This window comes from Pseudomonas sp. TE3552 (assembly GCF_056278945.1).
This window is the reverse complement of the sequence record NZ_JBWBQJ010000001.1, coordinates 2,899,808-2,915,094: the sequence shown is the minus strand read 5'-3', so window position 1 is coordinate 2,915,094 and position 15,287 is coordinate 2,899,808. Positions and strand designations below refer to the sequence as shown.

Sequence of the window (15,287 nt, the reverse complement as noted above, 5' to 3'; positions counted from 1 at the left end):
CGGACATAGGAAATCAGGAGTTCCAATCTTCAGCGAGGCGCTAAGATAGGAAAAGTTGAATTTATAAACGATGAAATTCAGTTTTTCTGAACGAGGAGTCACTCATGCGCGAAATCAGCCTGGACCGTCTGCGCACGTTGGTGGCGATTGCCGACCTGGGTTCGTTCGCCGAGGCGGCCCGTGTGCTGCACCTTGCGCCACCCACGGTCAGTTTGCATATCGCCGACCTGGAGTCGCGCGTGGGCGGCAAGCTGTTGTCGCGCACGCGTGGGCGCGTTCAGCCTTCGGCGATTGGGAACACACTGGTGGAACGTGCACGGCGCCTGTTGGCGGATGCGGAGCAGGCGCTTGAGGACGTGGAACGTCAGGTACAGGGATTGGCCGGGCGTGTGCGGCTAGGCGCCTCCACAGGGGCCATCGCACAGTTGATGCCGCACGCTTTGGAGACGTTGAGCCAGCGCCATCCCGCTATCGATGTGCAGGTCGCGGTGCTCACGTCGCAGGAAACTTTGAAGAAGCTTGCCGAGGGCTCTTTGGAGATCGGTTTGGTCGCGCTGCCGCAGTCCCCGGTGAAGGGCTTGCGGATCGAGCCGTGGCGACGGGACCCGGTCATGGCCTTCTTGCCGGCTCGCTGGGAATCCCCGGAGGTTGTGACCCCCGACTGGCTGTCCACTCAGCCATTGATTCTGAATGACAACACCACTCGTCTTTCGCGTTTGACTGCGGAGTGGTTCGCCAGTGGTGGGCCGCAGCCTACGCCGCGTATTCAACTGAACTACAACGATGCGATTAAAAGCCTGGTGGCGGCTGGCTATGGTGCGACGTTGTTGCCGCATGAGGCCTCCACGCCATTGCCCGATACCAGGATCGTCATGCGGCCATTGAAGCCCTTATTGTGGCGGCAACTGGGTATTGCCCACCGTAGTCGAGACATCGAACGGCCTACGCAACATGTGCTGGATGTGCTGTGGGAGTTGAGTGCGGGGTAGGGGGATTTTGTCAGGCGAATCAATCGTGGGATTGCTAAACCAACTGGCGGACCCCCAGAGACAAAATCAAACCACCGCACAATCGATCAATTGCTTTTTTCCTCCCTTGATACCCGGCAGCAATCTTGGGTTGCGAAAGAGCGATTGCGACCATTCCATACCAGGTCATTGAAATCACCACGACAACTGCCAGCATCGACAAAAACGTGCCTGGCGAAACGTGGGCGGGGGCTGCGGCTGAAAAGACAGCGGCATAGAAAGCCATGGACTTGGGGTTGCCAATATTGGTAATCACCCCCTGAATAAAAGACTGCCTGCAACTTCCGGCGACGGCATCATTTGGCGAGCCAGGCGCATTCTTCCCTGCGTTGATCAGCAGTCGGAATCCGAACCACATCAGGTAGGCGGCGCCCAGAACCTTTACAACAAGCGCAGCCCAAGGGAGCGCAGCAAATACAACCCCGAGACCTGCAATTGCACAGGTGGACCAGAACAAATTGACCAGTACGATGCCCGCTACCAAGGCCAAAGCTTCTGACCGTGTAGCAGCCACCGCTTTATGGACCACCGCAACGAAATTGGGCCCGGGGATAACGACACCGGCCAAGTAGACCAAAAAGACCGTCAAAACGGCGGAACCATCAATCATGTGTTTCCTCGCGAGTCCTGTGGACGGTGTTCATTACGCAAATGAGTGTTCTAAGAGCAGGGCACTTACCTGAAATGCCAATGGTAGTCAGTTTGTTCTAGATCGATGGCGACTCAGACATCTCCACCAGCAGTTGTCCAAATGCATTGGCCGCGGGCGTCTTTCCCGTGACACTCCATATCATTCTGAAATCGGCATCCAGCAGCGGTGGCAGGCCATGTTGGCCGTCAATGACCACCATGCCAGGCTCTAGATCGCCCAGCGGTAGAGCGGTGACGGCAAGGCCCGCCAATACCGCCGCTCGCAGTCCTTGTTGACTTGGAGAGGTAAAGGCGACCCGCCAATCCACGGTGGAACTCTCCAACGCATCTACGGCCACCTGGCGGTGCAAGCAGGGCGCTGGGGCAAACGCTAGTGGCAAAGGGGCATCGCCGGTAAAGTCGAAACTCTGCGCAGCGGCCCAGACAAACCGGGTTTCGCGCAGCACGGTACCGCCGGCCTGGCTGCCCGGCAATGCCATGACCACGGCCAGATCGAGCCCGTCGGCATCAACCAGCGCGCGCAGATCGAGGTAGGTGCCGACGGTTACATCCAGGCGTACGTCGGGAAATTGTCTGGCGAACCGAGTCAGTAACGGCGGCAGGCCGTCGCCGATAAAGTTTTCTGGCACACCGAAGCGCACGGCTCCGGATACCGACGACGTTTCGAAACGCCGGGAGAGGGCGTCTTGTGCCCTGAGGATTTGTTCGGCATGGCGCAGAAAATCTTCGCCATCTTCTGTCAGCGTCAAACGTCGAGTGGTGCGCATCAGCAGCGCGGTACCGGCCTGTTCTTCCAAACGCCGGATCTGATGACTGATCGCTGACTGGCTCAAGTGCAGCCGCTCTGCAGCACGAGTGAAACTACCGGTCTCCTTGATCGCGACAAAAGCACGCAATAGAGCTGGGTCGAAGTCCATTAAGTCAACTCATGACGAATATTAATAAAACTTACGAAATTAAATCATTTCTGTCATTTTTTAATTACTTCCAGAATGCGGCCGGTCACTTGGACTTGTGCCTGGTGATGCTGGCGAGGCTATCGCGTCTCTACCCCTGACGGCGTTCAGAGCGGTCTTGCCAGTGCCCATCAACTTGATCTGGAAGATCACGATGCAGTTCTCTCCGTCGCAAAAGGATATTTTCACCATCGCTGCCGTGTGCTTGGCGTCGCTGATGTTCGGCCTGGAAATCTCGAGCGTGCCGGCAATCCTGCCCACTCTTGAATCGGTTCTGCACAGCGATTTCAAAGATATGCAGTGGATCATGAATGCCTACACCATCGCCTGCACCACGGTGCTGATGGCCACCGGCACACTGGCGGATCGGTATGGGCGCAAGCGAGTGTTTGTCATCAGCCTGGTGCTTTTCGGCATAACCTCACTGGGCTGTGGATGGGCGCAAAACGCCAGCGTGTTGATCGCAAACCGATTCCTGCAAGGTATGTCCGGTGGTGCCATGCTGATCTGTCAGGTGGCCGTGCTGTCTCACCGATTTCAGACGGGAGCTGCGCGCGGCAAAGCGTTCAGTGCCTGGGGAATCGTGTTCGGTATCGGTTTGGGGTTCGGTCCGATTATCGGCGCAGCTATCGTGGCGTTGTCGAGTTGGGAATGGGTGTTCCTGGTGCATGCACCCATTGCGGTGCTTGCGCTGGTGCTGGTAATCGCCGGTGTCGATGAATCACGCGATCCGCAGCGTCGCAGGCTGGATATGTTGGGCATTATTTCGTTATCGCTGGCAGTGTTAGGTCTTTCCTGGTTCATCACTCAGGGCGCGGGGGAGGGTTTCTCCAGCGGTTCGGCCATCACCTGTCTGGTTGTGGCAATGCTCAGCTTTATCGTCTTTGTCGTTGCGCAGCGACGCTATGTCGATCCCATGTTCGACTTCACTGTATTCCGGATCCGTCGCTTCTCGGGTGCCTTGCTAGGGTCGGCAGGCATGAACTTCAGCTTCTGGCCGTTCATGATTTACCTGCCCCTGTACTTTCAAAATAGCCTGGGCTACGCCAGTGTCGGCACCGGCCTGGCACTGCTGGCCTATACGCTGCCGACGCTGGTTGTCCCCCCGTTAGGCGAACGGCTGGCGCTGCGCTATCGACCTGACGTGGTGATTCCCGCAGGTTTGTTCACCATAGGTTTGGGGTTTCTGCTGATGAAATGGGGCAGCAGTGTCGCGCACGCCAGCTGGCTGACGATGCTTCCAGGCTGCCTGATCGCCGGAATCGGACTGGGGCTGACCAATACGCCTGTTACCAATACCACCACCGGATCGGTGCCCAGTGAGCGTGCTGGCATGGCATCGGGCATCGATATCAGCGCTCGTATGATCAGTCTTGCCATCAACATCGCGCTGATGGGATTCATCTTGGTGGAAGGCATCCTGTCTTCCCTGCGCAGTCAGTTAAATGGCTCGCCCGATGATGTGCAACTGAGATGGCTGGCGGAGAATATTTCGGCCGGCAACTCTGCCGTGCTGGCGCAGACTGGCCAAGGGACTACGATTCCGGTCGATGTCGCCAACGCAGCTTTAGCGCATGGGTTTGGCTGGGTAATGCTGTATGGCGGTATTGCTGCATGGGTGCTGGTGGCGGCAAGTTACCTGGTCTTTCGTTCGAGCAAAGCCGTTCATTCTCAGTAGTGACTGTCATTAGAAGGACTGCTTCTGGCCGTTATCCATCTGTTGCAAAAGCCAGTTGTCCCTGACCACGCAGCCGAGCCGATGCGCTCGATGCTGAACAGTATGGCAGGGCTGCAGGAAGAATGAGTCCAGCTGCTCAGTAGAGGGCAGGAGGGATGGACTATCAGGTTGAGCCAGCGCCTTCGAGCAACCCTGCGGTCGCTCGAAGGCGCTCCGGTTACTTCAGGTTGCCGCTGAGGAATTGCTGCAGGCGCTCGCTTTTGGGGTTGCCCAATACGTCCTCGGGCGCACCTTGCTCTTCGACCCGCCCCTGGTGCAGGAACAGCACCTGGTTCGACACTTTGCGCGCAAAGCTCATTTCGTGGGTCACCATGATCATGGTGCGGCCTTCTTCGGCCAGCCCCTGGATCACCTTGAGCACTTCGCCCACCAATTCCGGGTCCAGGGCCGACGTCGGCTCGTCGAACAGCATGATCTCCGGTTCCATGCTCAGGGCACGGGCAATGGCGACCCGTTGCTGCTGACCACCCGAGAGAAACGCCGGGTATTGATCAGCAACCCGTGCCGGCAAACCGACCTTGTCCAGGTAGCGCCGGGCGCGATCCTCTGCGTCCTTCTTGCTGACACCCAGCACCCGGCGTGGAGCCATGGTGATGTTTTCCAGCACCGTCATGTGGCTCCACAGGTTGAAGTGCTGGAACACCATCGCCAGGCGAGTGCGGATGCGTTGCAGTTCGTTGGCGTCGGCCACGCGCATGCCGTGGCGGTCATGGACCATTTGAATCGGCTGGTTATCCAGACTCATGGCACCGTCGTTGGGTGTTTCCAGGAAGTTGATGCAACGCAGAAAGGTGCTCTTGCCCGAACCGCTGGCGCCGATCAGGCTGATCACATCGCCGGTCCTGGCGTTCAGCGAAACGCCCTTGAGGACTTCATGGTTGCCGTAACTTTTGTGCAGGTTTTCAACGGTCAGTTTGTACATGAACAAGCATCCTGAATTAGTGAGCCGGGCCGAGGAAAGACAACCAACGGCGTTCAGCCAGGCGGAACAGGCCGACCAGGGAGAACGTGACTGCCAGGTAGATCAACGCGGCGAGGCCGAACGATTGGAAGGTCAGGAAGGTCGCCGAGTTGGCGTCCCGCGCGACTTTCAGGATGTCCGGGATGGTCGCGGTGAAGGCTACGGTGGTCGAGTGCAGCATCAGAATCACTTCGTTGCTGTAGTAAGGCAGCGAGCGACGCAGGGCGGAGGGCATGATCACGTAGGTGTACAGCTTCCAGCCGGTCAGCCCGTAGGCTTTGGCCGCTTCGACTTCGCCGTGGTTCATGCTGCGAATCGCCCCGGCGAAGATCTCCGTGGTGTAGGCGCAGGTGTTCAGGGCGAAGGCGAGGATGGTGCAGTTCATCGCATCGCGAAAGAACGCATCCAGTACTGGCTGAGCACGCACCGCGGCCAGGCTGTAAATGCCGGTGTAACAGATCAGCAGTTGAATATAGAGCGGCGTACCGCGAAACAGGTAGGTGTAGAACTGCACCGGCCAGCGCACCCAGACATTGCTCGAGACCCGGGCAATCGACAGTGGGATCGACATCACGAAGCCGAAGAAGATCGACGCACTGAGCAGCCAGAGGGTCATGGCCAGCCCGGTGATGTGATTGCCGTCCTGGAACAGGAAAGGTTTCCAGTATTCCTGCAGTAGCTCGATCATCGCACGGCCTCCCGAGTGCCTGCGGCGTAGAAGATTTCCATCCGGCGCAAGACGTAGTTCGAAGCGGTGGTTATCACCAGATAGATCAAGGCGGCCAGAATCAGGAAGAAGAACAGCTGATAGGTGCTCTTGCCCGCGTCCTGGGCCACCTTGACCAGATCGGCCAAACCGATGATCGACACCAGCGCGGTGGCCTTGAGGATCACCATCCAGTTATTACCGATGCCCGGAAGGGCAAAACGCATCATTTGCGGGAACACCACCAGGCGGAAGCGCTGGGCGCGGGTCAGGCCGTAGGCGGTAGCCGCTTCCATCTGTCCTCGCGGTACGGCAAGGATGGCGCCACGGAAGGTTTCGGTGAAATAAGCCCCGTAGATGAAGCCCAGGGTAATGACCCCGGCGCTAAAGGGGTTGATCTCGATGTATTCCCATTCCATGAAGTCGGTAAACAAGGACAGCCAGGTTTGCAGGCTGTAGAAGATCAGCAGCATCAGCACCAGGTCCGGCACCCCGCGAATCAGCGTGGTGTAGGCCTGCGCAGGGACGCGCAGCAGTGCCGATTTCGAAAGCTTGGCGCTGGCGCCGATCAGGCCCAGGCCAACGCTCACTAGCAAGCACAGAAAGGATAATTTGACAGTCATCCAGGAGCCTTGCAGCAACAGCGGGCCGAAACCCTTAAGGCTAAAGTCTGACAGCCCAAGAATCTGCAATAGGTTTTCTAACATTGAGCAGCCCTACGTCAATCAAAGAAGAGCCCATCCGGAAATGGGCGCAGGGTCATTATTTGTCGCTGTAGAGATTCAGATCGCCAAAGTGCTTCTGCTGGACGGCCGCATAGGTGCCATTGTCGTGCAGTGCCTTGATACCTTTGTTCAGCAAGGCCTGGAGCTCGACGTTGCCTTTGGCCAGACCCACGGCGGTCTTGGCTGGAAGGAGGGGGTTTTCGACTGGCTTGCTGACTTGGAAGTCGGCGCCTGGTGGCGACTTCAGGAAGCCCAGTTCGGCTTGCAGCATGTCCTGGATCGAGGCATCGAGGCGTCCGGAGATCAAGTCAGCGTACACCTGGTCCTGGTTGGCGTAGGCCTGGGTCTCTACCCCGGCCTTGTCCAGCACGGCCTTGGCGTAGGCCTCCTGGATGGTGCCTTGCTCGTAGCCGATTTTCTTGCCCTTGAGGGAGGCCGGATCGGTGCCGATGGCCGCGCCTTTCTTGAATACCAGCGCGGTCGGGCCAGAGAACAGCTCGTTCGAGAAATCGATGACTTTCTCACGCGCCGGCGTGACGGTCATGGAAGAGATCACGCCATCGAACTTGTTGGCCTTGAGGCCGGGAATCATGCCATCGAAGTCGCTTTCAACCCACTTGCACTTGACCTTCAGTTCCGCGCAGATCGCGTTGCCCAGGTCGATGTCGAAGCCCACCAGACCGCCGTCGGCGGCCTTGGATTCGAACGGCGCATATGAGGGGTCGACGCCAAAGCGCAACTCCTTGTACTCCTTGGCCAGCGCAGAACCGGCAGCCACACACAAAGCCAATGCAGAAAGAGTGAGAAATGCTTTTTTCATTATTTTATTCCCAAGGACCATCGAAAGCGCTTGTGCCGCAAGAGCGCGTGTACTGTGCAACAGAATGTCTTCTGCACACGCAAGTACTTGTACAGACAAGCATATGCAATCACCCGGCCAATTCGCCGATTGGGCGTTTGAGAAAGCGCGTACAGCGCTCTGGGATGGGCTTGGCAGGCAGGTGAACGCTGGGGGGAGGCAGCCTGTGAGGCTGTTACCTAAGCAGGTTTTTACACCCGGCTGGGGTATGCGGTAACAAAGTGTGGGTTAAGGGCGCCGACTTTCCTGGCTCAGATATTTCCGTTCAGCGAAAACACTCAGGCCTTGACCCAACGCTGACGGCTCCAGCTACTCAATGTATCGACGGCCAAGACCAGTAACACGTGTTGGTTTGAGCTTCCTGGAACAGGCTGAGGCTGACATACCGGTCAGTCATTATAGAAAACAGAATCCGCATAACCACTACTGCTTCGGTTCAAGGGAGGCGATGGCTCCATATCAGCTTCAGGGGATGTGTTCGCCGGACGCTTAGTGCGTATTTAAGGGGCGTGTTCACGCGACTGCCGATGCAGCGGCCGAGCGAGATTATCGAGTTGCTGCCGCATAGATGGGCGCCCGTTTAACCACACAAGGTCTTTTGGGCGGACGCTTACCGTCCAGAGCCTGGCTACAAGGTTTTAGAAAATGCGTAAGCGATGGGCTTGAAACTGGAGGCAGGCTGCAGCTTCCGTTTCCCAGATGCTGACCGTTCAGTTGGAAGAGTTGTTCAACTGCTGAAGCTCAAGTTGCTTGGCAGCACTGGCTTCGAGGTTTGCACGCTCTTCATCCAGATACCAATAAATGCTTTGGAAGTTGGCGATTTTCTGTTTGATTTCTGCCATCTTCTTTTCAATTAGCTTAGCGCCGTCAGCACAATCGATCAGCTTGTTCCGCTGCGCATCCAGAATCTCGCCTATTTCCCCCAGGGAAAACCCCATGCTTTGCGCGCGCTGGATAAAGTCCAGATCCTGCAGAGTTTGCGCTGTGTAAACGCGATAGTTATTAGTTTGCCGCAGCGGTGAGATCAGGCCGATTTGCTCGTAGTAACGCAGCGTATGGCGGCTGGCGCCGCTGCGGGCCTCGAGTTCGCCGATTTTCATGAAAACACCGCTTGACTGTAGAGTTGGGTCGATAGTTTACGCTTGATTTCTCACCTTCAACAAGGAACAGGGAAATGAGCGTGGAGTGCTTTGTCACGGGGGGTACCGGCTTCGTCGGTCAACATTTGGTGGCGTACCTGAGTGCAAAAGGTCACACCGTTCGGGTGTTGATGCGTCGCCCAGAGCGACTAGCTGCACTGCGGGAGCAAGTCGATAATTTGGGAGGGTGCGCAACCCGGGTATTTGCCGTAGCTGGCGATCTGGAACGGGACAATCTCGGGCTGAGTCTTGCTGACCGAGAAGTGCTAAGGCACGCCAGAGTCATATTCCACCTAGGCGCCCACTTCGCATGGGGGCTTTCAGTGAAGCATTCTCGTGCGGTGAATGTGGAAGGGGCAAAGCGCGTGGCGCTGTTGGCGGCTGAGCAAAAAAGCCGTTTAGTGATGATCGGCGGCTACATGCTGAAAAATCATGAACATCTGCAACGCATCGGAATTGATCCTCGTCATCCGGAGTTGACGAATTGGCCTGCCGTCTACCGACATGTCGGTGGTTACGAGGGAAGCAAGCTGGAGGCGCATTTTGCGACCCTGGAGGTCATGTCCGCCAAGGGCGGGGAGATTACCGTTGTCCACCCTGCGACTGTCTGTGGCCACAGCCGCACGGGGCATATCCTTGACGGTCAGCCGCTGGTGGAGCTGATACGCAACCTTGTGCAGGGAAAACTGACTGCAGTGCCCGGTACCGCCGAGCACTGGCTGCCGCTGGTCACCGTGGATTACCTGGTTGAGCTGGTGGCAGTTTGTGCTTTTGATCCTGCCATGGTGGGCCAGGAACTGCTGGCGCTTGATGACCAAACTCCAAACTTGCGAGAACTCCTGATACAGGTGGCACAACCTTTGGGCTTAAAGTCTCCCAAGCATCACATTTCACTCCGATTGCTGAAGTTGCTACTGAGTATTCCTCCCGTCGCGTGGTTTTTGAATACAAAACCCGAAGCCCTGGACTTTATCCAGACCACTCGTTTTGATACAGCGGGGGTCGAGCAATTTGCCAACAGGCATGGAATAGCCAAACCGGATATACATCAGTCTTTGCAGCACACTGCAACGTTCGTCAACTCATATTGCATAGCCAAGGTCCAGGCCCTCTGACTTCTCCCTTGGCGGCGACAAGAAGGCGAATAGCATCCTACTGGGCGATCCAGCTTATGCCACAATAAATACTGGGGTTGGTGGGATCTTCGTATCCTCAAACTTTGCGCCGTCGATATAGGGCGGCATTCTATCGAACGACAATTCAGCGACAGGGATCGTCATCAATGCAATCTACTTTCAGCAAAGGCGTCATATTTGCACTCTCCGCTGCGGCACTGAATGCAACGATCGGTGTACTCAGCAAAATACTCATGAGTAATGGTTTCACCGCTAGCAGTGTCGCTGTCATCAAGACCGTACTGGGTTGCGTGCTGCTCTCGATCTTATTGTTTTTCCTCAAGCGCCCGGCGGCGTCGACCAAATGGACTCAGGCGGCTATCTGCGCATTCCTTGGCATCTTTGTGCTGTTCCATTTCGAAACGTCCGCCTATCGACACTACGCTGCGGCAGGTGTGGTGGTGGTGCTGATGGCCAGTGCCTCAATTTCCTCGATCATTCTGGGGCGCATTTTCCTCAAGGATGCCATCACCGCGAACGCTACCGTTGGTGCCGCACTGGCTATCGCTGGGATCTCGGTGATCTTCGGCGGCGACCTGCAGCAGGGCTTTACCCTGCAAGGTGCTGCGCTCGCCTCCATGGCTGGCTCCGGCTATGGGGCCTTTTCGGTTGCCATGAAGCGTATGGGGGTGTCGGGGGGGCTGCACTTCACCCGACAATTGTTGTTCTTTGGCAGCCTGTACTTGCTGATGCCGGCTGCGGCCGATGGTTTCGCGATGGGCGAGCTGTCTCCGCTGGCGATCGCCGCGCTGCTGGCGCTGGCCACGCTGCCGACAATCCTGGGCTTCTTCTGCACCACCAAGGCCATCGAGTATCTCAAGCCATCCCAAGTGCAAGCGCTGGAGCTGACCGAGCCACTGTTCGCCGCGCTGCTGGCGTTTGTGGCGCTCAACGAAGTACCGCGCGAAAGCCTGTACGCGGGAGCGGCACTGATCATCGTCGGCCTGTGTTTCTCCAATGAACTAATCCGCTTGGGCAGCAAAGCATCCGTCCCTTCGACCGAGTGAGCTATTTTCGGATCCTGATTACTTTAGCAATCAGTGGTTTTTAAGTGTTTTGAGCGACCGACCGGCCGATATCTGCCCGTCGCGACGGCCAGCAATCGACCAAAGTTGACGGTCAACCAAACAAGCTCAGAGCCAAGGATGCATTCCCAATGGGAATGCATTGCATAAAATTAATGAATTTTTATTATCGCCCTGTATGACCTAACTTGATTCAAGGACATGGAGAAGCGCCTTGAAATCATTACCGCTCAACTCAGCTGAAAAATTTGATACCCATCGGGCCAATGAGTACGGAAGACAGAGTCGTATCGCATTAGCAGGCTATGACGCCTGCCACGATCTTGTTGCGTGCATGCTGGCGGCAAGCCTCGGCGATACAAATTCGGCGAAAGTACTGGTGGTTGGCGCTGGCGGCACTGCGCAGGAAATTGTTGCGATGGCAACGCTGGAGCCTGCCTGGCGCTTCACTGCCGTTGATCCATCCGCGCCCATGTTGGAGGCTGCGAAGCACCAGTTGGAGGCCAACGACTTGCTTGAAAGAACTGACCTGCATCTTGGACATGTTGAAGACCTGGCAACAGACCAGTCCTACGACGCAGCCACCTTGATCGGTGTCCTGCATCATCTCGGGGGTGATGATGCCAAGCACCAGCTTTTACGTTCCATTCGGGCTCGTCTGAAACCCGGTGCGCCACTGATTGTCGCGGGAAATCAGTACGCGTATGCCGGCCAACCGCTATTGCTGTCTGCCTGGGGCCAACGGTGGCGGCAGCACGGAGCCAGCCCGGATGAAGTGAAGATCAAGCTGGGAAAAATCCTCCAGGGCGCTGACCCGCCACATTCTGAGGCGGCGGTTCAAAAACTGTTGAACGACGCCGGGTTCGGGGACGCTACGCGTTTCTTCAGCAGTCTGTTCTGGGGTGCCTGGTTGACGTGCAAAAGGGTTTGAAGCTGGACGCGAGGCCTTGGTACTCGGCCTACCTTGGCAACGCGTTGGGGCTGGCGGTGCAATCACACTGCTTTAACACCCGCCATTAGCCCATTGGTCTATCGCTGCGAACGGCCTGCTCTGGCAAAGTTCGCGGCATGACGTCCTCACCCAACCTCGACCAAATGTCCCCCGACCAACTGCGTGCCCTCGCGGTGAAGTTGCTGTCCCAGGTTGATTCTCTCGGGCAGCAAGTCGACAGGATGGGCAAAAAGAACGATCGCGACCAAACCATCATCGAGCAACTCACCCACGAAATCGCTTGGTTCAAACGGAACAAGTTTGCCAAGCGCAGTGAACAATTGAGCCCTGTCCAAGGCAGCCTGCTCGACGACCTGCTCGACACCGACATCGCGGCCATTGAAGCCGAGCTGAAAGCGTTGAATCCGCCGGCCAAGAGAAAATCTTTGGCCGCGCCGGCCTGGCTATCGCCCGCTCGACACTGGCGCAATGGGTTGGCCAAACCGGTGTGCAGCTCTAGCCCTTGGTCGATGCGCTGCGCGAAACAGTGCTTGCTCAAGGCGTGATCCACGCTGACGAAACGCCGGTGCAGATGTTCGCACCGGGCGAGAGGAAAACCCACCGTGCTTACGTCTGGGCCTACTGCACCACGCCTTTTTCGGCACTCAAAGCTGTGCTTTACGACTTCAGCCCAAGCCGTGCGGGTGAACATGCACGCAACTTTCTTGGCCCGTGGAATGGCAAGCTGGTTTGCGACGATTTCGCCGGCCACAAAGCAAGTTTCCAACAAGGCATCACCGAAATCGGCTGCATGGCCCACGCCCGCCGCAAGTTTTTCGATCTGCACGCGACGAACAAAAGCCAACTGGCCGAGCAGGCGCTGCACTCAATTGGCGGGTTGTACGAAATTGAACGGCAAGCGCGGGAGATGACCGTCGAAGATCGCTGGCGAATACGGCAGGAAAAAGCGGCGCCCGTTATCGACGCACTGCATACCTGGGGAGCGCTACGTCTCGAATAGGGCCATTCCAAGCGATGGGTGAGAGTAGGAATACTACGATAAGAAAAGCTACCTGGGACAGGTAGAATGGCTCCAGCCACTGCTGCTTCAATGCGACGTAAAAAGTGTTATGAGTTACGTCGACCAAAATAATCGCTACCGTAAGCACGATTCCGGCTCTTGGTTTTATGAAAAGTAGCAGTGCTGCAAGCGGGTCAAAAAACGTAAGCGCCCCCCAGAAAATACGGCTCGCCAAGTAAGTGCTAGGCCCGTATCCGTAGTCCCAGAGCAATCCATGCGAAACGTCTGCACGGATGTGATTAGCGGTTGCGATGAAAAGGCAGCATGCGAACAAAATTCTGACGGCGAATGACAATCTTGGCATAGCGTTATCTACATTCGTGATCTACGCCCTGCATGATAGCGGGATCCATCAACGGCGCCAGCAGTTGCAATGGGAAGGTGTGATCGCTGAACGCTTACATTGCACGGACTTGCCCACCCATTTGCATTCGACCTGACCAGTCATTTGCATCGGATTTGACCAGCACGATTCGTGGGCATGACCGGCAGAGAACGACCGACCCTTAGCTGACATTCAGACAAGCACCCAATGGCCGATAGCGGCCTACCTGAAAATCAAGCTTTCAACAGAGTATCCGCGATTACTCCTGAAAAAGTCGTCTCTACCGGCCCGGTGAGAAAGACTGATCCCACGCCATCCCATTGAACCGTTACAGCTCCGCCGTCACATTCAACCTCAACGGAATTGGCTAATAAGCCTCGACGAATTCCGTTAACCGCGGCGCCACAAGAGCAGGAGCCTGAACCCAGCGGAATACCACCCCCACGCTCCCAAATACGCAACCGGATATGCTCTCGGTCAATGATCTGGACGAAATGCACGTTCGTCCTGAGGGGAAACAAGGGGTTGGTTTCAATTGTCGGTCCAATCGTCGCAATCTCAACTGCTGTCAGATCATCCACAAAATAGGTGCAGTGCGGATTTCCCATGCTGCAAGCTGTTGGGGCAGCGGCAAGTGGCAACATTGAAGTATCCATTTCCAGAGCCAGAGGAATATCCGACCAGCCCAAAAGCGGCTTTCCCATGTTTACAGAAATGGCACCGGTTGAAGTTCGTTCGCAAGTCAGCAGGCCACGGTTGGTTCGCAGTGCGACCGAAGTCGTATTCGATTCGCGCATCAGCATATCCGCGGCCCCCCGCGTTGCGCTGCCGCAAGCGTCCAGCGTTGAGCCATCTGCATTCCAGAACATCAAACGCGCATCGGCATCATCGCAATCGAGCACCACCGCGAGTTGATTGAAGCCAACTCCTCGGTTCCGATCTCCCATTCGCCGAGCCATATTGCTTGTGATTGGATTGGGTGAGTTTCGCGAGTCCACGATAACGAAATCATCGCCATTGGCATGCATTTTATGAAAGCTTAGCGGCATAAATAGACCTGGCGGCTAGACAAGTGATGAGTTGACGTTTTAAAGCGATCTATCCCTATTCGCATGACTTTTGCAAACTGTGTGAAAACTCATGAGGCGAATGTGTTTGGCAGACTGGACGCATCGTTGTATTTGATTCGTCACCGGCTGCTTTTGGCCGATGTCTGCCTGTCAGGTCTTGAAACGCACGGTGTCGCACAATCAGTCCGACGCGGTGGCAACAAGTGTTCCGCTTACCAGCAGGCCAGATGTCTCTCGATCAACCTCACCACTTCGGCTGCGTGAGTAAAGCCCAGACTGTGATCGGCGCCAGGGAAAACGTGTAGTTCAGCACGAGGTAACAGTTGAGCAAGGCGCTGGCCGACGCGAACGGGGCTGATCGGATCAGAATCTCCCCAGAGGAGCAGGACTGGCATGCGCAACTCGATCAACCGGAGCGTGAGGTCGGTGCGGTCGTCGAGAAACCAACTCGGCAGTGTCGGGTTGGTGGCAGCAAAATCCGGGCGCCAGTCATGCGCGCCCAGAGCAGACATATCCACCCCGCCAGAGGTGACGGTCAGCGTCAGGTGCGTGATCAGCTCAGGGCGTTCAAGCGCTGCAAGCACAGCGACTATGCCGCCCATGGACTGTGCCACCAGCGCTGTGGGCCGGTCGATCTCGGCCAGCACGCGAGCCACCAGATCATGCATGCCAGTCACGCTAGGCAACGGCGGAGTGTCTCCAAAGCCGGGCCAGCCGATATGGACCTGCTGCGCCGGGTGGGCCAAGCGCTCAGCAACCGGATGCCAAAACCGGGTGTTACCTGAGGCTCCGGGCAGGAAGAGGAGTTTGGCGGGGGATGCGATCACAGGTTCGGTCCTTGAAGGTGGGATTGAAAGAGTCAGCAGGAGGAAAAATGGATGCCACGAGGTTCGATGATCACTTCAGAACGAGAGCCG

The 15,287-nt window shown here is 56.7% G+C and carries 14 protein-coding genes and 2 pseudogenes; 6 read left to right on the top strand and 10 right to left on the bottom strand.

Annotation, left to right across the window (positions count from 1 at the left end):
* The first annotated feature begins 104 nt into the window (after nucleotides 1-104).
* Nucleotides 105-989 (top strand): LysR family transcriptional regulator, encoded by an 885-nt coding sequence (locus ACZ9BB_RS12895; protein WP_476214107.1) that lies wholly within the window; start codon nucleotides 105-107, stop codon nucleotides 987-989.
* A 34-nt stretch (nucleotides 990-1,023) separates the two neighbouring features.
* Here ACZ9BB_RS12895 and ACZ9BB_RS12890 read toward each other — a convergent pair whose 3' ends face one another.
* Together ACZ9BB_RS12890 and ACZ9BB_RS12885 are read right to left on the bottom strand one after the other, a co-directional pair.
* Nucleotides 1,024-1,638: a LysE family translocator gene (locus tag ACZ9BB_RS12890; protein ID WP_476214106.1), complete on the bottom strand. Its 615-nt coding sequence runs from the start codon at nucleotides 1,636-1,638 to the stop codon at nucleotides 1,024-1,026.
* Nucleotides 1,639-1,735: 97 nt separating this feature from the next.
* Nucleotides 1,736-2,596, bottom strand: a complete 861-nt coding sequence (locus ACZ9BB_RS12885) for a LysR family transcriptional regulator (RefSeq protein WP_476214105.1) — start codon at nucleotides 2,594-2,596, stop codon at nucleotides 1,736-1,738.
* Between the two features lie 193 nt (nucleotides 2,597-2,789).
* Here ACZ9BB_RS12885 and ACZ9BB_RS12880 point away from each other — a divergent pair, with 193 nt between their 5' ends.
* Entirely contained in the window at nucleotides 2,790-4,313 is a 1,524-nt protein-coding gene (locus ACZ9BB_RS12880; RefSeq protein WP_476214104.1) for an MFS transporter, read from the top strand.
* A gap of 217 nt (nucleotides 4,314-4,530) precedes the next feature.
* On the opposite strand, the gene ACZ9BB_RS12875 is transcribed toward ACZ9BB_RS12880, so the two are convergent.
* The 6 genes and pseudogenes from ACZ9BB_RS12875 to ACZ9BB_RS12850 all read right to left on the bottom strand — a co-directional run bounded on the left by ACZ9BB_RS12875 (nucleotide 4,531) and on the right by ACZ9BB_RS12850 (nucleotide 8,724).
* Nucleotides 4,531-5,295: an ABC transporter ATP-binding protein gene (locus ACZ9BB_RS12875; RefSeq protein ID WP_007936956.1), complete on the bottom strand. Its 765-nt coding sequence runs from the start codon at nucleotides 5,293-5,295 to the stop codon at nucleotides 4,531-4,533.
* Nucleotides 5,296-5,311: 16 nt separating this feature from the next.
* On the bottom strand, nucleotides 5,312-6,022 hold the full coding sequence (locus ACZ9BB_RS12870) for an ABC transporter permease (RefSeq protein ID WP_064618600.1): 711 nt from the start codon (nucleotides 6,020-6,022) through the stop codon (nucleotides 5,312-5,314).
* A complete protein-coding gene (locus tag ACZ9BB_RS12865) occupies nucleotides 6,019-6,747 on the bottom strand; it encodes an ABC transporter permease (RefSeq protein ID WP_476214103.1) in 729 nt (242 codons plus the stop codon). The genes ACZ9BB_RS12870 and ACZ9BB_RS12865 overlap by 4 nt, the downstream gene beginning before the upstream one ends.
* A 55-nt stretch (nucleotides 6,748-6,802) precedes the next feature.
* Complete coding sequence (locus ACZ9BB_RS12860; RefSeq protein ID WP_476214102.1) at nucleotides 6,803-7,585, bottom strand: transporter substrate-binding domain-containing protein; 783 nt, start codon at nucleotides 7,583-7,585, stop codon at nucleotides 6,803-6,805.
* A gap of 317 nt (nucleotides 7,586-7,902) precedes the next feature.
* Nucleotides 7,903-8,009: pseudogene (locus ACZ9BB_RS12855) on the bottom strand (phosphonate ABC transporter, permease protein PhnE); the annotation flags it as partial.
* 325 nt (nucleotides 8,010-8,334) lie between these two features.
* On the bottom strand, nucleotides 8,335-8,724 hold the full coding sequence (locus tag ACZ9BB_RS12850) for a MerR family transcriptional regulator (RefSeq protein WP_007994665.1): 390 nt from the start codon (nucleotides 8,722-8,724) through the stop codon (nucleotides 8,335-8,337).
* Between the two features lie 74 nt (nucleotides 8,725-8,798).
* On the opposite strand from ACZ9BB_RS12850, the gene ACZ9BB_RS12845 reads away from it, so the two are divergent.
* The 4 genes and pseudogenes from ACZ9BB_RS12845 to tnpC all read left to right on the top strand — a co-directional run.
* Nucleotides 8,799-9,878: an SDR family oxidoreductase gene (locus ACZ9BB_RS12845; RefSeq protein WP_476214101.1), complete on the top strand. Its 1,080-nt coding sequence runs from the start codon at nucleotides 8,799-8,801 to the stop codon at nucleotides 9,876-9,878.
* Between the two features lie 167 nt (nucleotides 9,879-10,045).
* A complete protein-coding gene (locus ACZ9BB_RS12840) occupies nucleotides 10,046-10,945 on the top strand; it encodes a DMT family transporter (protein WP_008075485.1) in 900 nt (299 codons plus the stop codon).
* A 232-nt stretch (nucleotides 10,946-11,177) separates the two neighbouring features.
* The gene (locus ACZ9BB_RS12835; protein WP_476214100.1) at nucleotides 11,178-11,894 is read left to right on the top strand and encodes a class I SAM-dependent methyltransferase; all 717 of its coding nucleotides are present in this window, start codon (nucleotides 11,178-11,180) and stop codon (nucleotides 11,892-11,894) included.
* 137 nt (nucleotides 11,895-12,031) lie between these two features.
* Nucleotides 12,032-12,894, top strand: a pseudogene (tnpC, locus tag ACZ9BB_RS12830) (IS66 family transposase); the annotation flags it as partial.
* A 639-nt stretch (nucleotides 12,895-13,533) separates the two neighbouring features.
* Here the strand turns inward: tnpC and dapF are convergent.
* The gene (gene dapF, locus ACZ9BB_RS12825; RefSeq protein ID WP_476214099.1) at nucleotides 13,534-14,349 is read right to left on the bottom strand and encodes a diaminopimelate epimerase; all 816 of its coding nucleotides are present in this window, start codon (nucleotides 14,347-14,349) and stop codon (nucleotides 13,534-13,536) included.
* Between the two features lie 233 nt (nucleotides 14,350-14,582).
* Nucleotides 14,583-15,197, bottom strand: coding sequence for an alpha/beta fold hydrolase (locus tag ACZ9BB_RS12820; protein ID WP_476214098.1), 615 nt, complete (start codon nucleotides 15,195-15,197; stop codon nucleotides 14,583-14,585).
* Nucleotides 15,198-15,287 lie beyond the last annotated feature (90 nt).